Raw genomic sequence first — 21,743 nt, forward strand, 5'->3', positions numbered from 1 at the left:
AAGCGCATCCGCCGTTACCCAAGTGTGAAAAACACCAATGGTTTACAATAATACGTCAAACCAAAAAACAATGAACTGAGAGAGAGAAGTCAACCATGAAGATCGGATACCGTATCGTTGTATTTTTTATGCTATCACTGCTGGCGACCCTGCCTGTGCGGGCGGATATCGTCTATGAGATGACCGTCGCCCCGGACGGCAGCGGTGATTACGACACCATTCAGGCCGCGATCGATAACACCAAAGCCTTTCCCGACAAACGCATCACCATCCACATCAAGAACGGCACTTATCGGGAGAAGGTCCGTGTGTATGAGTGGAACCCGATGGTGTCTCTGATTGGCGAGGACGCCGGCAAGACCATCATCACCTGGGGCGATCACTTCAAGCAGATCGACAAGGGCCGCAATAGCACCTTCCACACCGCCACCCTGCAGGTAGATGGCGATGACTTCCACGGTGAAAATCTGACCATTGAAAATACCGCCGGCCCGGTGGGCCAGGCGGTCGCACTGGCGGTCAATGCCGATCGGGTGAGTTTTTACAACAGCCGCTTTCTCGGCCATCAGGATACGCTCTACCTGACCGGGGAAGGCAAACGGCAGTACTTCCGGAACTGTTATGTCGAAGGCACCACGGATTTTATTTTCGGTCGCGCCACGGCGGTGTTCGACCACTGCCAGATCCACTCGAAAAGTGATTCTTATATCACGGCGGCCTCGACACCGGAGGGCATCTCCCACGGCTTTGTGTTTCTGAACGCAACACTCACCGCCGCCGAGGGTGTAGATGAGGTTTACCTCGGGCGCCCCTGGCGAGACTTTGCCCGCACGGTGTTTATCAACACCGACATGGGGCCACACATCAAGCCCGAGGGCTGGCATAACTGGTCCAAGCCGGACGCGGAGCACACCGTACTTTACGGTGAGTACGACAGCCGCGGACCAGGCGCGCAGCCCGACAAGCGGGTGAAATGGCAAACCACTTTGAGTGACGAACAGGCCGGCGATTACACGCTGGAGACAATTCTCGGTGAGGATGGCTGGTATCGCGCTCGATAAGCCGACGATCCGAAGCGGTGCTTAGGCGTTCGCAAGCACCGCACGGCCGCGTCGCTGCGGGCCCCAGAGGCAGGTCAGCAGCAGAATAAGCCCGGCCACGGTGGCGATCATGCCGGCGGCGCTCAGCGACATATCCAGCCCCAGCGCGATCAGGCCGTAGCCCGCCAACCAGTAGCCCACGACGGCGGATATCAGGGCAAAGAGCTGACTCCAGGCGAGCTGTTTGCCCAGGTGATTGGTCATCAGGCGGGCAGCCGCCGCCGGGCAGATGAACATGGCGATCACGATAATGGAGCCCACCGCTTCAAAGGCCGCGATGGCCGCCACCGCCACCATGGTGACCAGCAGAAGATCCACCAGCGCCGGGCGGGCGCGGATGCTGGCGGCGAATTCCGAATCAAAACTTCCCAGAATCAAGTGACGGCGGAACACCACCACGAACACCAGTACCACCAGTGCCACCACCCCGACACGAGCCAGTTGCGGTGGCAGAGTGGCCAGCGCCGCCGGATCAACCAGGGATGAAAGACCGACGCCTTCAAACCAGATCAGACTCTCCAGATTTCCGTATAGGGCGTGCTGCACATCAATGTGTACGCCGCTGGCCTGACTCACTTCCAGCAACAGCACTCCCAGGGCAAACAGGCTGGTAAAGGTCACCCCCATGGCCGCACTGATTTCCACTCGCCCGAACCGGCGTATGGCGTCGATCATGGCCACCGTCACCAGTGCCGAGACCCCGGCACCCAGCATCATGGCCGTGGAGGCAATGGTGCCGGTAAGCAGAAAGCTGGCCACGATGCCCGGCAGGGCGACGTGACTGATGGCATCGCTGATCAGACTCTGCCGGCGCAATACCAGGAAGTTGCCCAACAGCGCACAGGTCATGCTGATAATGATGGCCACGGTCATGGGCACCAGGCTGAACATCATGAAATCGCTCATGCCCTACCCCCGCTCGCGAGCAACCGCTGTTCAAGCTCATCAATGGCATCCGGCGGCAAGACCCGTGCAATCGGATCCAGACCCGCATGCTCGCGGTGCAGGGCGTCGCCGGGATAGAGCCGGCGGTACAAGGCCCAGAGCCGCTCTTCATGCTCCGCCTCCCGGGCCGCCGCCCGCCCCTGGGCCGTGGCGACCCCATCGCGCCGGATGTGGCCCGCCCGACGTAACAACCGCAACGTGAGGCCATCAAAAATTGGCTCGTTGCGTGACATCGACAGCAGCCCCTGGCGCAAATGAACCCGCCGACGAAACCGCTGGTGGGCGAGCAAAGAGGCGAACACACCGCGACGCGGCGCGGCGAGGAACGACATCAGAAAAATCGCAAACGCCGACAAGACAATCAATGAGCCGGTGGGAAGACTCGCGCGCGCACTCGACAGGGTAACGCCCAGATAAGCCGCCAAGGCGCCCAGCACCGCCGCCAGCGCCACCATGCGCGGCGGCCGGTTGGTCCAGAAGCGAGCACTTACCGGCGGGGTGATGGTGAGTGCCACCACCAGAATCAACCCGGTCACCTTCAGGCCGATGACCACCACCGCCATCAACAACAGCAACAGTAACAGGTCTACCCGCCCGGTATTGACCCCCTGGGTTTGCGCAAACTCCGGATCAAAGCAGACCAACAAAAATTCCCGGCGCAAAATAAAGACCGCCAAGAGCAGCCCGAGCGCACAGGAGGCGATCAGCTTGGCCTCGACGGCCAACATTCCGGCAGTAGAACCCACCAGGTAGCCAGTCAGGCCCGATTGACCGGTGACGTTCATGGATTGAATGACCGTAATGAGGACCACACCGAAGGCAAAAAACGTGGACAGGACCGCCCCAATCGCTGCGTCTTCACCCAGACGGGTGCGGGCGCTGATCCACTGCACCAGCCAGAGTCCTAGGGCGGCACTCAACGCGGCGCCCAATAGCAGTCCGGGCAGCCAGCGACCATCACCCTGAACCGCACCTATCAGTACAAAGGCCATCGCCAACCCGGGGAGGGTGGCATGGGTGATGGCGTCGCTGACCAGGGAGCGTTTGCGCAACAGGACAAACGCACCGATCATGCCCGCCCCGGCGCCCAACAGCATGGCTCCCAGAGTCACCAGCGTGGTGTTATAGCCCGCCGAGAAAATGAGTGCCGGCCACCAGGCGTCCATCATGGCTCCTCCGAGACCGCCGGCACCAACCGCTCCAACTGCACCGGATTGAGGCGCCCGCCATAGGTGGCCTGAAGGTTCTCCGCCGTGAATACCTGATCGACCGGACCGGCGGCCACGCGCCGCACATTGAGCAGCAACACGTCATCGAAGTAATCTCGCACCGTGGACAGGTCGTGGTGAACACACAAGAGGGTTTTCCCCTCTTCGCGCAACTGCTTCAAGACCTCGACAATGGCCCGCTCGGTGGCCGCGTCCACCCCGGCGAAGGGTTCATCGAGAATGGTCAGCGCCGCGTTCTGGACCAGCGCCCGCGCCAGAAAGACCCGCTGCTGCTGACCACCAGACAGTTCACCGATCTGCCGATCCGCGAAGGCTTCCATCCCCACCCGCGTGAGACTTTCCATGGCCTTGTCGGTATGGCTGCGGCGGGTCAGCTGCCACCAGCGCAGTTTGCGAAACAGTCCCATGGTGACCACATCGAGCACGGTGGCCGGGAAGTCCCAATCGACGCTGTTGCGTTGCGGCACGTAGGCAATGTCTTCGGTCATCTGCGCCAGCGGTCGGCCAAAAACCCTTACATCCCCGGTCAGGCTGCGGGTGATACTGAGCGCGGCTTTGAGCAGGGTTGACTTGCCCGCGCCATTGGGGCCAACAATCGCGGTCATACGGCCTGGCTTCAGCAACAGGTCCACGGAGTAAACCACGGGCCGGTGGTCATAACTGACGGTCAGCCCCTGAATCGATAATGGACTGGCGGTCACGGCTTCACTGAGTTGCCCTTTGGCGTTCATTCCCTGGCCCCGGCGTGTTTCAGTTTCCCGAGCCGGCCACAGGACGGGACTTCACCGCCCAACGCACGGGCAATGGTACTGACGTTGTGATCGATCATTCCCAGCCAGGTACCTTCGTAGGTGCCGGCGGGCCCCATGGCATCGGAGTACAGCTCACCGCCAATGCGCACCGAGTGACCGCGCGCGGCGGCGCCCTCAATCAGCGCCCGGACGTTCCGATCCGACACCGATGATTCGACAAAAATCGCCCCGATTTCGCGCTCGACCAACAGATCAACCAGCGCTTCGATTCGCGACAGACCGGCCTCGCTTTCCGTCGAGAAGCCCTGAATCCCCAGCACCTCGAATCCGTAGGCATCCCCAAAGTAGCCGAAGGCATCGTGAGCGGTAACCAACACCCGCTTACCTTCCGGGACGCTGCCCAACACCTGAAGTGCGTAGTCATTGAGTGTTTCCAGCTCGCTCAGATAGGCCTCAGCGCGCTGGTCAAAGTAGGCTTTCTGGTCCGGGCGGAGCTCCACCAATGCGCTGCGCACCGCTTCAACCCCATAGCGCCAGCGACCCGGGTCCATCCAGACGTGTGGATCCGACTGGTTCCGGTATTCTTCATCCGACAGACGCAAGCGCTCGGGCACTCCTTCCGCTACCGCGAAGACCGGACGACGCTGGGCCAGACGTTCCAGGAACTCTTCCAACTGGGCCTCCAGGTAGAGGCCGTTCCAGAAAACGGCATCGGCCCGGCTGAGCGCGGTAATATCGCGGCGGGTCTGGCGGTACAGGTGCGGGTCCACCCCCGGCCCCATCAGCCCTTCGACACGCACGTGATCTCCCCCGACCTCACGCACCACATCCGCCACCATGCCGGTGGTCGCCACCACCTGTAGTCGTGACTCCGCCGCAACGGACAGCATTCCGCCAAACAGGCCGGTGATTAACAGTGCCGCCGAAAGGGCAACACGCTTGGTCAGCGTCACAAAAACTCCTCAGATCGTTCAATCAATAACAACAGACTATTCCTTTCACAGCCATTTGTTAATTTATCATACTTTATAGATACCATAGCTCAGGCAGAGGTGACCCGTTCAATGATCTGCCCCAGAGCGCGCTGCTCCGCCTCGGGCTGAAACAGGGGAGCTCGAGCCATCACCTGGTCCCTGAGCCGGCGCCGCCAGACCGGGTCTCGTTCGATACGCAACAGACACTCCCGCAGGGCGACGGTGTTGCCCATCGGGTAATAGCCCACGTAGTCCTCCCCGAGCAACCCACGGTTGCCGGCAATATCCGACGCAATGATTGGTAACCCGGCGACACAGGCCTCGCTGACCACATTGGCACCGCCCTCCATTCGGGAGCTGATGACCATGGCCCGCGCCCGCCCCATCCACTGCCTGACCCGCCAACGGGGCTGATCCCCCAGCCAGCGATAGCGCGGATTACGTCGCGCCTCGTCTTCGGCGGCCTCGGCCCAGTCCTCCGAGAGCGCACCGCCCAACTGCACGACTCTCAGCCGGGAATCCAGAGGAAGATCCCGCACGGCCATGGCCGCCCGCAGGGAGTCCTTCTCTTCCCGCAGGTGCCCCGCGACAAGAATGTCCACCGTGCGCCGAACCGCTTGAGGGACTCCGGGCGGCAGCGGCTCGGCGGACTGATGCACCACATGCAACTTCGGCCAGTAACGCTCGGGCAGGTCCTCCTCCAGACAGTCGTGCAAGCCGATCAGAGCATCCGCCGCATCCAGGCTGGCGTAAACTGTCTCGGGCTCGCTGACCTGAAACCGGTACACGTCCGTTCCGGTCAGCACCACAACCAGCGGAGAGTCCGGATGGGCCCGCCTCCAGGCAAGGACGGCAGCGTGACTGCGCCAGGCGTGCAGGGCCAGAATCAGGTCCGGCGCACGGCCTGTCGGCGCATCCTCCGACAAATGAATCGAGACCCGATAGCCCAGGGGCCTCAACAATCCAGCCCAGCGGCTCGCCGTCGCACGGTTGCCGGCCCTGGAGCCCGGCGCCGCGGGCGTAATCAATGCGATGTGCCCCCGTTGTTTCACCATCACCACCTTTTGAACGATTTGCTGGCCGAAGATTAACACGACAGTCCAGCGCATATTCCGTTCATACGCCGCCGCGTGCGCCTCGGACGCGTCTGTTTACCCGGTATTCACGTATCGCGTAGTGGATCGGCCGGCACACTATACTCATCAGAGCACCCCGGACAGATCATCGGGATTCCGGTACCATACCGATTGAATGCCCATTCAGTTTTACTCACACCAGAGGATTTGACCATGTTAGGACGCAACCTCCTTCGCTTTGCCTTCACCGCTGTGGTGCTGGGCTTGACCTCCTTGGGTGCCAGTGCCCAGACCTTTGTGTTCACCGCCATTCCCGATGAAGATGAAACCCGGCTTCAGGAGCGATTTCAGGCCGTGGCGGACTATCTGGAAGAGGAGCTTGGGGTCGACGTGCGCTTTGTACCGGTCAAGTCTTACGCGGCAGCCGTGAGCGCCTTCCGCAACGACCAAGTACAACTGGCCTGGTTCGGTGCGCTTTCCGGGGTCCAGGCCCGGGAACGGGTACCCGGCTCCCAGGCTTTAGCCCAAGGGACCGAAGATCAGGCGTTTTACACCTATATTGTGGCCCACAAAAGCACCGGGCTTGAGCCCAACTCTGGGCTGACCGAGGCCATGCGGGGCATGACCTTCACCTTTGGCTCCAAAGGCTCCACCTCAGGCCGTCTGGTGCCCGAGTATTATATTCGCGAGGCCTTTGGTGAGGCGCCCGATGAGGTGTTCTCACGGGTCGGCTACAGCGGCAACCACAGTCGCACCGCATCCATGGTGGCCTCCGGCGCCTATCAACTGGGCGCGGTGAATTACACCGTGTGGGAAACCGAAATTGAAGCCGGCAATGTCGATCCGGACGAGGCTTTCGTGGTGTATAAAACCCCCAGCTACCCCAACTACCAGTGGAGCATTCGCGGTGACGTGGATGAGCGCTTTGGCGAAGGTTTTACCGAGAAAGTGCGAGCGGCGCTGATTGGCATGGACGACCCGGCGATGCTGGAAAGCTTCCCCCGCTCCGCGTTCGTGCCCGCGAGTAATGACAATTACGCGGTCATCCGTGACGTGGCCAAAGAAATCGGTCTGCTGGACTGATGACGGCGCTGTCCCTGACCGATGTGGTCGCCGACTACGGCGACCTGCGCGTACTCGGCCCTCTCAGCCTTGATGTGGTGCGCGGTCAGACTGTGGCCCTGGTGGGCAAGAGCGGCGCGGGCAAGTCCACTCTGCTTAGTCTGATGTACCAGCAGTGGCGCCCCCTGGGCGCGGCGTTGATGCCCCAGGACCTCGGGCTGGTTCCGGCCCTGAGCGTGTTTCACAACGTCTATATGGGCGGGCTGAAGCGGCACTCCACGACCCACAACCTGTTGTCTCTGCTACGCCCGTTCAAGCGGGATATCGAGCAGATCCGCCCGATCCTGGAAACCCTCGACATCGACCACAAATGCTGGACCGCAACCGGGGAGCTTTCCGGTGGTCAGCGCCAGCGCGTGGCGGCGGCGCGGGTCATTCACCAGAAAGGTGAAATCCTGTTGGCGGATGAGCCGGCGTCGGCCCTCGATGGCCCCATGGTGGAACGGGTCCTGGCGGCACTCACCGACGCCTACCCCACGTCAGTGCTCGCCATGCACGATGTCGAACTGGCCCTGCACTTTGCCGATCGGGTGGTGGGTATCGCCGACGGCGGCATTGCCCTGGACGAACCCCGCGATCGTCTGCAGGCCAGTGACCTGCTGACGCTGTACTGAGTCGGGTAACGGGCTGTTTATGTGGCGATCCGCAAGTGTAAGAACCAGTCTGGCTTTTGTCGCGCTGGCCCTGGCCTGTCTGTTTGTCGCCGACCTGGGCATCAGCGCCCACGATCCCTGGGGTGAGTTGGACCGACTGTTTTCCGGGCTGATTCGCCCCGACTTCACCCAGACTGATTACCTCGGCGAGGCGCTGGTCCGAACCCTCGCCTTTGCTTTTGTCGGCGTGGGGCTGGGCGCGACCGCCGGGCTGCTGTTGGCTCTGGTATTTAGCTCAAAAATCGTGCGCACTTTTTGCGCCTTTATTCGGGCCATTCACGAACTTTTCTGGGCGCTGATCTTTCTGCAGTTTTTCGGCCTGCATCCGCTGACCGGGGTGCTCGCCATTGCCATTCCCTATGCGGGCGTATTCGGCAAGGTCTACGCCGAAATACTGGAGGAAACTGACCCGCTACCGCACACCACCCTGCCCTTCGGCACGGGATCGGTCGTCGCCCTGGTGTACACCCGGTTCAGCCAGGCCTGGCCCCATCTGGTCACCTACACCGCCTACCGCCTGGAATGCGGCATCCGCTCCAGTGCGGTGCTGGGTTTTGTGGGCATGCCGACGCTGGGCTTCTATCTGGAATCGGCGTTTGCCCAGGGGCACTACGCCGTGGTGGGCGCGCTACTGTTACTGTTCTATGTGCTGATCAGCACCCTGCGCCTGTGGGCCCGTCCGAAACTGATTCCCCTGTATCTGATCGCCGCACCGTTTCTGCTCGGCAGCGGCCTGCCGATTCGCTGGCAAAACGTCACCCGTTTTTTCACCGAGGACATAGTGCCCGCGCCCCTGCACAACGGTGAGGGGCTGGAGGGATTGTGGCTTTGGCTGGCGGAACTGTTCAGCACCCAGGCACTGCCGGGTATCTGGAATACTCTGGTGCTCACCCAGATTGCCCTGGTACTGACCGGCATTCTGACATTGCTGTTGTATCCACTCGCCTCACGGCACTTTACCAATCGCCTGACCGGCCCCGTCGGCCATACGGTGCTGGTGGTGCTGCGCTCGACCCCGGAATATCTGCTGGCGTTTATTCTGTTGCAGCTCTGGGGCCCCTCCATGCTGCCGGCGGTGATCGCCCTGGCGGTGCATAACAGCGGTATCATTGGCCACCTGATCGGCCGGCGCACCAACGAAATCACCCTGCGCCCGGACGCCCCCCGAGGGGTCGAGCGCTACGGCTATGAACTGACGCCACGGATTTATGGCCCCTTCCTGGCATTCCTGTTTTACCGCTGGGAAATCATCATGCGCGAGACCGCCATTCTCGGGATTCTGGGTATTGCGACTCTCGGCTTTTATGTGGACAGCGCGATTCAGGAAATTCGCTTCGACCGGGCGATGGTGTTGATTTTGATTACCGCGTTGTTGAACATCGGGGTGGATATTTTGGCCCGGTGGTTGCGAGCGCGGTTGCGGTTAAGGCATACCGCGCAGAGTGAGCCTTGAGGTTTGCACCCGACCTACTGCATCAACGGCGAACCATCCACCTGGAAATCGTATCCCTCGATCTCCGCCTCCGCGATCAATACCTGAATGTACTGGGCAATCGCCTTGCGCCGGACTTTTTCATTCAGATACTCGGCGATCTTTTCCCGGGCCTGATCAAAGGTCAACGGTTTTCCCGGAATCTTGCGCTCGATGTACACCAGGTGAAACCCGTAGCGGGATTCCACCGGGCGGGGCATCAGGCCCGGCTCGGCGACGAACACCTGACGTTCGAACTCCGGAACGGTCTGGCCTTTGCTGAGCTGACCGAGGCTGCCACCGGTTTCTTTCGAGGGGCAGGAAGATTCCCGCTTGGCCAGTTTGCCAAAATCGGCACCGCCCTTGAGGATATCCAATAGGGCATCGGCGCGCATTTTGGCTTCGGCCCGTCCGGCGTCGTCTTCTTTCGGCACTGCCAGCAGAATGTGCTTTACCTCCAGCAGTGGCGAGGTTTCGAATTTGCCCGGGTTGGCCTCGAAATATTGCCGGCAATCTTCCTCTGAAGCATCGGGTATGGCCACTTCCTGCTCGATCAGGGCTTCGATGAAATCTTCATCGGAGCTTTCCACGGTGTCATCACTGACCGGAATGCCGAGCGTTTTGGCGCGCTGTCGAAACAGCTCACCGATGATCAGGGATTCGGCCGCTTTGAACATGGCCTCCCGCCGGGATTCCGCCGGGTGGTATTGCATTTCCGCGAGGACTTTGTCTTCGGGGATTTGGGTTTGGTTGACGGTGATCATGGTGTGAGTCCGTTTTAAGGTGGAGTCGGGGTTTTGGGTTTGGTAGAAAGATCGCGTTTGGGTTACGGCCGAGCGCAGCGGTATAGACCCGCGTAGGGCGGATCGGTCCGACGCATCGGAGCGAAGCGCATCCGCCGTAACCACACGTGATCTACATCGACGCTCTCGCCCGACGGCGAACCACCTGATAATTCCGGCCCAAATACTTCACCGGCACACTCAACAGATGCACCAGACGGGTAAAGGGGAACAACAGGAAGATGGTCAGCCCCAACACCAGGTGCGCTTTGAAGATCCAGTGCACACCGACAATGTATTCCGCACCACTCAACCCGCGCAGCAGGAAGACGCTCTGAGCCCAGTGCATCAGTTGCAGCATTACCGCGCCGTCCAGATGACCAACGGAGATGAAGATGGAAGCCAGGCCGAGCAACAACTGCGCCAACAGCAGGAACAACACCACGATATCCATGGGCTTGCTGTTGGGACGGATGCGCGGATGGAACAGGCGGCGCAGCGTCAATACCACCAGACCGAACAGACACAGCACCCCGAACAGGCCACCGGCCACCACGGCCAGGATCTGCTTGGCGCTGGCACTCACGCCCAACAGGTGCCACACCTCCACCGGGGTCAACAGCCCCACCAGATGACCAAAGAAAATGCCGATGATCCCGATGTGAAACGGAATGCTACCGATGCGCAGCCACTTCTTCTCCAGCAACTGACTGGAGCTGGCCTTCCAGGTGTACTGCTCCCGGTCGTACCGGATCCAGGTACCGATAAACATCACCGCCAGCGCAATATAGGGGTAGATGCCAAACGCGAATAGATGAAAAGTGGACATCATGCCTCCTGACGATTTTTTACTGGTTGAGGTTCCATCAGGTTCAGTATCTGCTCCTGATCCCGACGCTGGCCGGACTCCGGCCGGTATTGAACATTGCAGCCTTCGGCCTGGGCGTCCGGGCCGAAGCTCACGGCTTCTTCTTCCCACACCTTGTCCAACGCCTCGGGGGTATCATCGCGGGCTTCACCGGCCACCTGCTCCCGGATCTGCTCGATGTTGACCCGATCGCCACACCAGTGCAGCAGCGCTTCAAACAGCGCCGCGTAGTTGGACTCACGCTCCTTCAATCGAGCGGCGAGCAGGCCGAGAATATGCTCCACCTCCTGCAGTCCCGCGCGCGCGTTGTCCGGCCCCTGAGTGGACAGAAACTCCAGGTATAGAGGCAGATAGTCCGGCAGTTCGTTGGCGTCGATGGCCAGTCCCGCCTGCTGGTACTGGTTCATCAGGTCCACCATGGCTTGACCGCGATCCCGGGATTCGCCATGCACATGCTCGAACAACAGTAGCGACAGGGAACGACCGCGCTCAAACAGCGCATCGTACTCGGACTGCCAGTCCATCAGGTCACCACTGGTGCGCTGCTCGACAAAGGCCAACAGCGCATCGCGCTGCTTGCCCTTGAGGTTCATACTGGCGACCAGAGCTTTGAGCTCGTCTTGAGCTTCCATCAACTCTGCCGTGGGGTACTCCATCAGCAGAGAAATAACGCGTAAACTTTTCATCGGTCTTTCTCCTAATCCTGCAGGATGGCAGGAATGATCTGGCGAACCCCGGCGCGATTGCCGCCGAACAGGCTGGTTTCGCTGGTGCCGTCCGCACAGCCATTACCGAAACTGAAACCGCAGTCGCCTTTCATGTCGTAGGCGTCTTCGGCGTAGGCCCGGTGACTGGTGGGAATCACGAAGCGATCTTCATAGTTGGCAATGGCCATATAGCGGTACATGTCTTCCACCTGGGCCACACTCAGACCGACCTGCTTGAGCACCTCGAGATCTTCCACGCCGTCCACATGCTGGGAGCGCTTGTAGGCGCGCATGGCGATCATCCGCTCCAGCGCTTCCACTACCGGCTGTTCTTCCCCGGCGGTGAGCAGGTTGGCCAGGTAACGAATCGGAATCCGCAGGGATTTCAGGTCGGGAATTTCGCCATTCATGCCCACATGGCCCGCTTCGGCCGCACTCTGAATCGGTGACAGCGGCGGCACGTACCAGACCATGGGCAGGGTGCGGTATTCCGGGTGCAACGGCAGCGCCACTTTCCACTCAACCGCCATTTTGTAGGTGGGCGAGTTCTGAGCGGCGTCGATCCAGCCCTGGGGAATACCTTCGGCCTGAGCCGCGGCAATCACCGCCGGGTCGTTCGGGTCCAGGAAGATGTCCAGTTGCGCCTGGTACAGGTCCGCCTCGTTGGCCACACTGGCCGCCTCTTCGATGCGGTCCGCGTCGTACAGCAGCACACCCAGGTAGCGGATGCGACCCACGCAGGTTTCCGAGCAGACGGTGGGCTGACCCACTTCAATACGCGGATAGCAGAAGGTACATTTCTCGGACTTACCGCTCTTCCAGTTGTAGTAAATTTTCTTGTACGGACAGGCCGAGACACACATGCGCCAGCCACGACACTTATCCTGATCAATGAGCACAATGCCGTCTTCCTCGCGCTTGTAGATCGCACCCGAGGGACAAGAAGAAACACAGGCCGGGTTCAGGCAGTGCTCGCACAACCGGGGCAGGTACATCATGAAGGTATTTTCAAACTGCCCGTAGATATCGGCCTGTACCTGATCGAAGTTCACGTCCTTACGACGCTTTTCAAACTCGGTGCCGAGAATCTCCTCCCAGTTCGGACCCCACTCGATTTTCTCCATCCGCTGACCGGACACCAGCGAGCGCGGACGCGCGGTCGGCTGGTGCTTTTTATCACCGGCGGTGTGCAGGGTCTGATAGTCAAAATCGAACGGCTCGTAATAGTCGTCAATTTCCGGCAGATCTGGGTTGGCGAACAGGTTCGCCAGTACCCGCAGCTTGCCGCCGATACGCGGCTTGATCTTGCCTTTCTTGTCGCGTTTCCAGCCACCGTTCCACTTGTTCTGGTTTTCCCACTCTTTGGGATAGCCGACCCCGGGCTTGGTTTCGACGTTGTTAAACCAGGCGTACTCGACACCTTCGCGCGAGGTCCAGACGTTTTTGCAGGTCACTGAACAGGTGTGGCAACCAATGCACTTGTCCAGGTTCAGCACCATGCCGATTTGGGCTCTTACTTTCATTGCACTACCTCACTCAGTGTCCAGCCAGTCGACTTTGTCCATCTTGCGGACAATGACGAATTCGTCGCGGTTGCAGCCTACGGTGCCGTAATAGTTGAAGCCGTAGGCCTGTTGGGCGTAGCCACCGATCATATGGGTGGGTTTCATCACCGCACGGGTCACAGAGTTGTGAATCCCGCCGCGGGTTTTGGTCAGGTTCGATCCTGGCGTGTTGATGATCCGCTCCTGGGCGTGATACATCATGCTCATGCCCTCGGGCACCCGCTGGGAGACGACCGCACGACAGGCGATAGCGCCGTTGACGTTGAACACGTCGATCCAGTCGTTATCCTCAATGCCCGCTTCCTTCGCGTCCTTCTCGCTCAGCCACACGATCGGGCCACCGCGCGAGAGGGTCTGCATCAGCAGGTTGTCCGAGTAGGTGCTGTGGATGCCCCATTTTTGGTGCGGGGTGATCCAGTTGAGCACCAGCTCTTTGTTGCCATTGCTGCGCTGATTGAGAATCGGCTCGACGGTTTTCAGGTTTACCGGCGGCTTGTACAGGCAGTGTTGCTCACCGAAGTCGAGCATCCACTCGTGATCCTGATAGAACTGCTGACGACCGGTGATGGTGCGCCAAGGGATCAGCTCATGCACGTTGGTGTAGCCTGCGTTGTAGGACACGTGCTCGTCTTCCAGACCCGACCAGGTGGGTGAGGAAATGATCTTGCGCGGCTGGGCGACAATGTCGCGGAAGCGAATTTTCTCTTCCTCTTTGGGCAACGCCAGGTGCTTGTGATCCCGACCGGTAATTTTGCCGAGGGCGTCCCAGGCTTTTACCGCCACATGGCCGTTGGTTTCCGGCGCAAGGGACAGGATCACTTCACAGGCATCAATGGCGGACTCGATCCGCGGGCGGCCCTGGTTGGCGCCCTCTTCATGATGCACGCGGTTGAGTTTGCCGAGGAATTCAACTTCCTCTTTGGTATCCCAGTTGATGCCCTTGCCGCCATTGCCCAGCTTGTCCATCAAGGGACCGAGCGAGGTGAAGCGGTGATAGGTGTTGGGGTAGTCCCGCTCCACTACGTTGATGTTGGGCATGGTCACGCCGGGTACCGCATCGCACTCGCCTTTCCACCAGGCTTTGACGCCGTAGGGCTGCGCCATTTCTCCCGGGGAGTCGTGCATGATGGGTGTGGTCACCACATCCTGCTCCACCCCCAGATGGCCGTTGCTCAACGCGGAGAATTTTTTGGCGATGCCTTTGAAAATGTCCCAGTCGCTGCGCGATTCCCACACCGGGTCCACCGCTTCGGTCAGCGGGTGGATAAAGGGGTGCATATCCGAGGTGTTCATATCGTCCTTTTCGTACCAGGTCGCGGTCGGCAGAACGATGTCGGAATACAGGCAAGTGGTGGACATACGGAAATCCAGCGTCACCCACAGGTCCACCTTGCCCTCCGGCGCCTCATCGCGCCAGGTGACGTCCTCGGGCTTGGCCTCGCCGGTTTCGCCCAGGTCTTTGTTCATCAGGCCGTGCTTGGTACCCAGCAGGTGGCGCAGCATGTATTCGTGGCCCTTGCCGCTGGAGCCCAGCAGGTTGGAACGCCAGATGAACATATTGCGCGGGTAGTTCTGGGGGCTGTCCGGATCTTCGCAGGCGAACTTCAGCTCGCCACTGACCAACTGATCGCGCACATAATCTTTGACGTCTTTACCGGCCGCCTTGGCGGCTTCGGCCAGTTTCAGCGGGTTGGTCGCCAACTGCGGCGCGGACGGCAACCAGCCCATGCGCTCGGCGCGGGTGTTGTAATCCAGAATACTGGACTGCCATTTGTCCTTGTTCGCCAAGGGCGAAACCAGGTCGCTCATGTTCAGTTTTTCGTAGCGCCACTGATCGGAATGCGCGTAGAAGAATGAGGTACCGTTCATCTGCCGGGGCGGACGCTGCCAGTCCAGACCAAAGGCCAGGGGCTGCCAGCCCGTCTGCGGGCGCAGCTTTTCCTGACCCACATAGTGCGCCCAGCCGCCGCCGCTCTGACCGATGCAGCCACACATCATCAACATGTTGATCAGGCCGCGGTAGTTCATGTCCATGTTGAACCAGTGGTTCATACCGGCGCCCACAATGATCATGGAGCGGCCGTGGGTTTTATCGGCGGTGCGGGCAAACTCCCGGGCAACGCGGATCACATGCTCGGGTTTGACCCCGGTCACGCGCTCCTGCCACTTGGGCGTGTAGGGCTTGTCGTCATCAAAACTCTGGGCGCAGTTGGGATCGTCCAGACCATTGTCCACGCCATAGTTGGCCAGAGTGAGGTCGTACACGGTAGCGACCAACACCTCGCGGCCATCGGCCAGCTTGACGCGTTTGGCCGGCACCTTGCGCATCTGCACTTCGGCGTGTTCGGTGTGCTGGAAATAACCGTAGTCGTGCTCTTTACAACCAAAGTAGGGGAACGCGACTTCGGCCACTTCATCGCTGTTGCCTTTCAGGGACAGCTGCAGATCCACTTCTTCGCCGGTTTTGCCATCGCGGTTCTCCAGGTTCCACCGGCCGGCTTGGCCCTCCGGGCGACCCCAGCGGTAACCGATGGAGCCATTGGGGCTGACCAGACGCTGGTCGTCGCTGTTAATGGCAATGGTTTTCCAGTCCGGGTTGGCTTCCTCGCCCAAGTTATCCACCAGATCCGCCGCGCGCAGAAAGCGACCCTGCTGCAGACGACCGCCTTCGTCATCCAGGATGACCAGGTTGGGCATATCGGTATAGCGCTTCACATAATTTGTGAAGTACTCACTCTGGGAGTCGACGTAGAACTCTTTCAGGATCACGTGACCGAACGCCATGGCCAGGGCCGCATCGGTCCCCTGGCGCGGTGCCAACCACTGATCGGTCAGTTTGGCAACTTCGGAGTAGTCCGGCGTGATGCTGATGACCTTGGTGCCCTTGTAGCGTACTTCGGTCAGGAAGTGGGCATCCGGGGTGCGGGTCTGGGGCACGTTGGAACCCCAGCAGATGATGTAGGAGGAGTTGTACCAGTCGGCGGATTCCGGCACGTCGGTCTGCTCGCCCCAGACCTGTGGTGAGGCGGGAGGCAGATCGCAGTACCAGTCGTAAAAACTCAGGCAGTTGCCGCCGATCAGGGACAGATAACGGGCACCGGAGGCGTAGGACACCATGGACATCGCGGGAATGGGCGAGAAGCCGGTGATCCGGTCCGGACCATAGGTTTTTGCGGTGTAGACGTTCGAGGCGGCAATGATTTCATTCACCTCGTCCCAGTGCGCCCGCACAAAGCCACCGAGGCCGCGACGGGATTTGTAGCTTTTCGCCTTGGCCGGGTCTTCAACAATGGACGCCCAGGCGGCCACCGGGTCGGTGTGCTCCTGACGGGCTTCGCGCCAGAGCTTCATCAGGGACTGGCGCACCTTGGGGTATTTCAGGCGGTTGGCGCTGTAGATATACCAGGAGTAACTGGCACCGCGCGGGCAGCCACGAGGTTCGTGGTTGGGCAGGTCCGGCCGGGTACGCGGGTAGTCGGTCTGCTGGGTTTCCCAGGTGACCAGACCGTTCTTCACGTAAATTTTCCAGCTGCAGGAACCGGTGCAGTTCACACCATGGGTGGAGCGCACAATTTTGTCGTGCTGCCAGCGCTGGCGATAGCCGCGCTCCCATTGGCGATCTTCATCGGTGGTAACGCCGTGGCCTTCGGCAAAAGGTTCTCGCTGCGCCTGAAAGTAGCGCAGCTTGTCGAGAAGGTGACTCATTCGCGGACTCCTGAACAGAGGCTATGACAATGCCCGGCTCAGGGCATCGCTCGGTATCAATTTCACCCGTTCATAGTGCGCAATAATCCGCGAGCCCGCCACTGCCCCCAACGCCCTTCAAATGCCCCCTTCTACCCCCTTGGAGGTATCGCACCGATCCCCTAACCCATTGATTTCGTTGACCTCATGGATTCCAACTGACAACAAAACCACGACTTGGGCGCCCTTCAATTCATCGGTGGTATCCCGTAAGAGACGTGGGGTTTTTGCGAGTCATTTTCATTCCTGGATGTGGTACAGTCTCCGATCCTTTAAAACAACAATCCCGCGCCACCGGCGCCCTGTTTGGAGAACCGACCATGAAGCTGGAATCACTGGCCCTACACTGCGGGTACGAGCCCGAGCCGACCACCCATGCGGCCACCACCCCCATCTATCAGACCACCTCCTACACCTTTGATGACACCCAACACGGTGCCGACCTGTTCGACCTGAAGGTGCAGGGCAACATCTACACGCGCATCATGAACCCCACCAACGCGGTACTGGAAGCGCGGGTCGCGGCGATGGAAGGGGGTATCGGTGCCCTGGCGTTGGCCTCGGGTATGGCCGCGATTACTTACTCCATTCAATGCATCGCCGATGCCGGCGACAATATCGTCAGCACCAGTCAGTTGTACGGCGGCACCTACAACCTGTTTGCCCACAGCTTCCCCCGTCAGGGCATCGATGTGCGCATGGCGTCCTTTGATGATCTGGAGAAAATGGAAAGCCTGATCGACGACAAAACCAAGGCGCTGTTTTGCGAGTCGATTGGCAATCCCGCCGGTAATATTGTGGACCTGCAAGCACTGGCGGACATCGCCCACCGCCATGGTATTCCGCTGATTGTGGACAACACCGTCGCCACCCCCTTCCTGTGCAAGCCGTTCGAGTTCGGCGCGGACATCGTGGTCCACTCCCTGACCAAATACATTGGTGGCCACGGCACCACTGTGGGCGGCGTTATTGTGGACTCGGGCAAATTCGATTGGGTCGCCAACAAAAAACGCTTCCCGATGCTGAATGAGCCGGACCCCTCCTACCACAATGTGATTTACACCGAAGCCCTGGGCGAGGCCGCTTACATTGGCCGCTGCCGCGTGGTACCGCTGCGCAACACCGGTTCGGCCCTGGCACCGCACAGCGCCTTCCTGATCATGCAGGGCTTGGAGACGTTGGGCATTCGCATGGAGCGTCACTGCGAGAACGCATTGAAGGTCGCCCAACACCTGAAGCAGCACCCCAAGGTCAACTGGGTGAACTACGCCGCCCTGCCGGACAGCCCCTACAATGGCCTGTGCCAGAAAATCAGCGGCGGACGCGCCTCGGGTATTCTGAGCTTCGGTATCAAGGGCGGTAAGGAAGCGGGGGCGCAGTTTATCGACGCGCTGCAGATGATTCTGCGCCTGGTGAACATCGGCGATGCCAAATCCCTGGCCTGCCACCCGGCCACCACCACCCACCGTCAGTTGAACGAGGAAGAGCTGAAATCCGCGGGTGTGTCGGCGGACTTGGTGCGACTGTCCATTGGTATTGAGCACATCGATGATATTATTGCCGATATCGATCAGGCCCTGGAGAAAGTCAGCAGCTGATCCCATCGGTCAAACGCCGGCCGGGACTCAAGTCCCGGCCGGCCCGTTCAGACGGCACCGCTATGCGCACCCAATCCCTGGTTCTCAGTATCAAGCTCGCCCTCGCGGGCATCGTCGCTCTGGCCGCCCTGACCATGGCCGCGTCCTACTGGTTATCCGACCGGGCCGACAGTGACGCCCACGCCATCAACCTGGCCGGCTCCCTGCGCATGCACACCTACCACTTGCTGGCATTGGAAGAGAGCCCCGCCGCCAGCACCGAGCGCCGCGAACAGGTCCTCGGTCAACTGGAAAGCACCTGGAATCACCCCCTTTTTGAGCTGTTGCGTCACCGCAGCCCGGCGCTCGAACAGCGGCTGGAAACCACCGAAGCCCAGTGGCGACAGCTGCGCACGCAACTCAACAACCTGAACGCCGACGAGCGCATTGCCGCCACCGAGGCCCTGGTCGAGCAGATCGACGCCACGGTCGGTGAACTGCAACGTCACGCCGAAACCAATGCCTCGCTGCTGCGCCTGGTTCAGGTGATTGCCCTGTTTACCATTCTGGCGCTGGCCGCCGTGGTGGTGTACTGGCTTCACCTGCGGGTGGAGCAGCCCCTGGCCGAGCTGCTGGGGGTCACCCGCCGGGTCAGCCAGGGCGACTACGAGCACCGACTGGCGCCGCGTTATATGGATGAGCTGGGCGAAGTGGCCGAGTCGTTCAACCAGATGAGCCGCGCCATCGCCTACGCCCATGGGGAAATGGAAGCCCAGATTGCCCAACAGACCCGGGAGCTGCAGCGCAGCAATACGACGCTGGAGTTTCTGTACCAGACCGCTCAGACGATCATCGAGCAGGAGCCCGAGGGCATCGACTTTCAGCCAATCATCACCCGTGCCGCCGAAGTCGCCCAAGTGGACGATCTGGAACTGTGCCTGATTACCTCCGCTGGCGATCATCCCTATCGTCAAGTCAAACCCGAGGACAGCGAGTACGATATCTGTATGACCCGTAACTGCGGTGATTGCCTGAGCGGCGAGTTGCTGAGCAATGCCCAGGGCACCGGTTTGCCGGATCCCGTCTATCGCTACAGTTTCCCCATGAACCGCGACCAGCAACACTACGGCGTACTGGTGTGTCGTATGGGCGACAGCGGCAGCCTCACCCCCTGGCAGCAGCAATTACTGCAGTCGGTGGCAGACCAGATCGCCATGGCACTGAGCCTGCAGGCGGAAGAAGACAACGCGCGGCGACTGTCCCTGGCCCACGAGCGCACGGTGATCGCCCGGGAGCTGCACGACTCCCTGGCCCAGGCACTGTCGTATCTGAAAATCCAGGTCACCCGCCTGAACCGGGCGCTGGCCAAGGACGACAAGCAAACGCTGGAAGACGTCTCCAAAGAATTGCAGGAGGGGCTGAGCTCCGCCTACCGGCAGCTACGCGAACTACTGACGACTTTCCGTCTGAAAGTGGACGGCCCCGGGCTGCTCGGCGCCCTGCAAACCAGCGTGAAGCAGCTCAGCGCCCAGACCGAGATGACCATCGAGCTGGATTACCAACTGGAAAGCCTGCCGCTAACGCCGAACGAAGAAATCCACCTACTGCAGATTGTGCGCGAGGCGACCCAGAACGCCCTGCACCACAGCCAGGGCCAGCGCGTCGATATCCAGATTGAGCGCCGGCACAATAAAGTGTCGGTGGTGATCGACGACGACGGGGTGGGCATTCCGGAGAACCCCGAAAAGCTGAACCATTACGGCATGGCGATCATGCAGGAGCGCAGCAAAAATCTCGGCGGCGAGGTGACCATCGGCAACCGCACCGGAGGCGGCACCCGGGTCCAGTTCCTGTTCACGCCGGACTGCCTGCGCCAGGCAGGCGTGTTTGCCCGCGAAGCTTAAAACCAACTACGGAGGAGAGCAGTGCCCCAGGCGAACACCCCCACCACCCACCCGCGAGGCTCAGCTCTCGAGGTCTTTCTGGCGTTCCTCAAACTCGGGCTGACCTCCTTCGGCGGCCCCGTCGCGCACCTGGGCTACTTCCGCGAAGAACTCATCAAACGCCGGCAGTGGCTGAGCGAACAGGGCTATGCCGACCTGATCGCGCTGTGCCAGTTCCTCCCTGGCCCGGCCAGCAGCCAGGTGGGTTTTGCCCTGGGCATGATACGCGGGGGGTTTATCGGCGCCCTGCTCGCCTGGGTCGCCTTTACCCTGCCCTCCGCCGCTCTGCTGTTCGGCTTCGCCTACCTGGCCGATGCCTTTGGCGGCCCCCTGGGGCAGAGTGCCATCGACGGCCTCAAGCTGGTGGCCGTCGCGGTGGTGGCCCACGCGGTCTGGGGCATGGCACGCAACCTCTGTCCGGACCGGACCCGTGCGCTGATTGCCCTGGGCGGCATTGCGGCGGTGGTTTTCATCCCGACCGCATTTGGACAGATTGGCGCCATCACCCTTGGGGCACTCGCCGGGTTGGTGTGGTGCCGAAACCTCCAACGCCCCGAGGCTGGACATATAGCGCTGCCTTTGTCGCGCCGGGCCGGTAGGGTTTTTCTGGTGGCCTTCTTCGCCCTACTGGGGGGCCTACCACTGGCGGTAGCGCTCTGGCCCGCCCACGCGCTGGCGCTGTTCGAAGCCTTCTATCGCTCCGGCGCCCTGGTCTTTGGTGGCGGCCATGTGGTGCTGCCCCTGCTCGAATCCCGGGTAGTGGACACCGGCTGGGTCAGCGCCGATGCCTTCCTTTCGGGTTACGGCGCCGCCCAGGCGATTCCGGGCCCATTGTTCACCTTCTCGGCCTACCTGGGTGCGGTGGATGCCAATCTCGGCGGCCTGCTCGGGGCCAGCATTGCGGTGCTGGGGATCTTTCTTCCCGGTATGCTGCTACTGCTGGGCGTACTGCCCTTCTGGGACCAACTGCGCCGGAAGCGCTTCGCTTTCCCGCTTATGGCCGGCGCCAACGCCGCCGTGGTTGGGATACTGGCCGCCGCCCTCTACCAGCCGGTGTGGACCAGCGCCGTACTTACGCCCTCGGACTTTCTGATCGCCGCCGCGGGCTTTGTGTTGCTCTCAGTCTGGAAGCTGTCGCCGCTGAAGGTGGTGGTGGGCATCGTCGTGGCCAATACCCTACTCGGGCTTGCCAGTTGACCCCCAAAGGAAAGGCACCGAATGATCCCAGGCTCCCT

General features: G+C 60.8%; 17 protein-coding genes. 7 read left to right on the plus strand and 10 right to left on the minus strand.

Annotated elements, in window-relative coordinates; translation table 11 throughout:
- Positions 1-95 precede the first annotated feature (95 nt).
- Positions 96-1,061 (plus strand): pectinesterase family protein, encoded by a 966-nt coding sequence (locus B3520_RS04205; protein WP_286807295.1) that lies wholly within the window; start codon positions 96-98, stop codon positions 1,059-1,061.
- Between the two features lie 21 nt (positions 1,062-1,082).
- On the opposite strand, the gene B3520_RS04210 is transcribed toward B3520_RS04205, so the two are convergent.
- The 5 genes from B3520_RS04210 to senB all read right to left on the minus strand — a co-directional run bounded on the left by B3520_RS04210 (position 1,083) and on the right by senB (position 6,109).
- On the minus strand, positions 1,083-2,006 hold the full coding sequence (locus tag B3520_RS04210; protein WP_286807294.1) for a metal ABC transporter permease: 924 nt from the start codon (positions 2,004-2,006) through the stop codon (positions 1,083-1,085).
- Positions 2,003-3,214, minus strand: a complete 1,212-nt coding sequence (locus B3520_RS04215; protein ID WP_286807293.1) for a metal ABC transporter permease — start codon at positions 3,212-3,214, stop codon at positions 2,003-2,005. The genes B3520_RS04210 and B3520_RS04215 overlap by 4 nt, the downstream gene beginning before the upstream one ends.
- Positions 3,211-4,005: a metal ABC transporter ATP-binding protein gene (locus B3520_RS04220; RefSeq protein WP_123638228.1), complete on the minus strand. Its 795-nt coding sequence runs from the start codon at positions 4,003-4,005 to the stop codon at positions 3,211-3,213. The genes B3520_RS04215 and B3520_RS04220 overlap by 4 nt, the downstream gene beginning before the upstream one ends.
- A complete protein-coding gene (locus B3520_RS04225) occupies positions 4,002-4,979 on the minus strand; it encodes a metal ABC transporter solute-binding protein, Zn/Mn family (RefSeq protein ID WP_286807292.1) in 978 nt (325 codons plus the stop codon). The genes B3520_RS04220 and B3520_RS04225 overlap by 4 nt, the downstream gene beginning before the upstream one ends.
- Before the next feature lie 89 nt (positions 4,980-5,068).
- The gene (gene senB / locus B3520_RS04230; protein WP_286807291.1) at positions 5,069-6,109 is read right to left on the minus strand and encodes a selenoneine biosynthesis selenosugar synthase SenB; all 1,041 of its coding nucleotides are present in this window, start codon (positions 6,107-6,109) and stop codon (positions 5,069-5,071) included.
- 180 nt (positions 6,110-6,289) lie between these two features.
- On the opposite strand from senB, the gene B3520_RS04235 reads away from it, so the two are divergent.
- From B3520_RS04235 to B3520_RS04245, 3 genes are read left to right on the plus strand one after another with little or no spacing between them, the layout of a single operon-like run.
- A complete protein-coding gene (locus B3520_RS04235; protein ID WP_286807289.1) occupies positions 6,290-7,159 on the plus strand; it encodes a putative selenate ABC transporter substrate-binding protein in 870 nt (289 codons plus the stop codon).
- The gene (locus B3520_RS04240) at positions 7,159-7,812 is read left to right on the plus strand and encodes an ATP-binding cassette domain-containing protein (RefSeq protein WP_286807288.1); all 654 of its coding nucleotides are present in this window, start codon (positions 7,159-7,161) and stop codon (positions 7,810-7,812) included. Before B3520_RS04235 ends, B3520_RS04240 begins: the two co-directional genes overlap by 1 nt.
- Before the next feature lie 19 nt (positions 7,813-7,831).
- On the plus strand, positions 7,832-9,304 hold the full coding sequence (locus tag B3520_RS04245) for a PhnE/PtxC family ABC transporter permease (protein ID WP_286807287.1): 1,473 nt from the start codon (positions 7,832-7,834) through the stop codon (positions 9,302-9,304).
- A 14-nt stretch (positions 9,305-9,318) separates the two neighbouring features.
- On the opposite strand, the gene B3520_RS04250 is transcribed toward B3520_RS04245, so the two are convergent.
- The 5 genes from B3520_RS04250 to B3520_RS04270 all read right to left on the minus strand — a co-directional run bounded on the left by B3520_RS04250 (position 9,319) and on the right by B3520_RS04270 (position 16,949).
- On the minus strand, positions 9,319-10,086 hold the full coding sequence (locus B3520_RS04250; protein ID WP_286807286.1) for a peptidylprolyl isomerase: 768 nt from the start codon (positions 10,084-10,086) through the stop codon (positions 9,319-9,321).
- A gap of 151 nt (positions 10,087-10,237) precedes the next feature.
- Positions 10,238-10,933, minus strand: coding sequence for a respiratory nitrate reductase subunit gamma (gene narI / locus B3520_RS04255; protein ID WP_286807284.1), 696 nt, complete (start codon positions 10,931-10,933; stop codon positions 10,238-10,240).
- Positions 10,933-11,658, minus strand: a complete 726-nt coding sequence (gene narJ / locus B3520_RS04260; protein WP_286807283.1) for a nitrate reductase molybdenum cofactor assembly chaperone — start codon at positions 11,656-11,658, stop codon at positions 10,933-10,935. The genes narI and narJ overlap by 1 nt, the downstream gene beginning before the upstream one ends.
- 11 nt (positions 11,659-11,669) lie before the next feature.
- Positions 11,670-13,202 carry a nitrate reductase subunit beta gene (gene narH / locus B3520_RS04265; protein WP_024461195.1) on the minus strand — a complete coding sequence of 511 codons (1,533 nt, stop codon included), beginning with the start codon at positions 13,200-13,202 and terminating at the stop codon, positions 11,670-11,672.
- A gap of 9 nt (positions 13,203-13,211) precedes the next feature.
- Positions 13,212-16,949: a nitrate reductase subunit alpha gene (locus B3520_RS04270; protein ID WP_286807282.1), complete on the minus strand. Its 3,738-nt coding sequence runs from the start codon at positions 16,947-16,949 to the stop codon at positions 13,212-13,214.
- Between the two features lie 359 nt (positions 16,950-17,308).
- On the opposite strand from B3520_RS04270, the gene B3520_RS04275 reads away from it, so the two are divergent.
- The 3 genes from B3520_RS04275 to chrA all read left to right on the plus strand — a co-directional run bounded on the left by B3520_RS04275 (position 17,309) and on the right by chrA (position 21,705).
- Positions 17,309-18,586, plus strand: coding sequence for an O-acetylhomoserine aminocarboxypropyltransferase/cysteine synthase family protein (locus B3520_RS04275; RefSeq protein ID WP_024461197.1), 1,278 nt, complete (start codon positions 17,309-17,311; stop codon positions 18,584-18,586).
- A 62-nt stretch (positions 18,587-18,648) separates the two neighbouring features.
- The gene (locus B3520_RS04280) at positions 18,649-20,469 is read left to right on the plus strand and encodes an ATP-binding protein (RefSeq protein ID WP_286807281.1); all 1,821 of its coding nucleotides are present in this window, start codon (positions 18,649-18,651) and stop codon (positions 20,467-20,469) included.
- A 21-nt stretch (positions 20,470-20,490) separates the two neighbouring features.
- Positions 20,491-21,705, plus strand: coding sequence for a chromate efflux transporter (gene chrA / locus B3520_RS04285; RefSeq protein WP_286807280.1), 1,215 nt, complete (start codon positions 20,491-20,493; stop codon positions 21,703-21,705).
- Positions 21,706-21,743: the final 38 nt, after the last annotated feature.

It is taken from the genome of Marinimicrobium sp. UBA4509 (assembly GCF_002388575.1).
Lineage (GTDB): Bacteria > Pseudomonadota > Gammaproteobacteria > Pseudomonadales > Cellvibrionaceae > Marinimicrobium > Marinimicrobium koreense.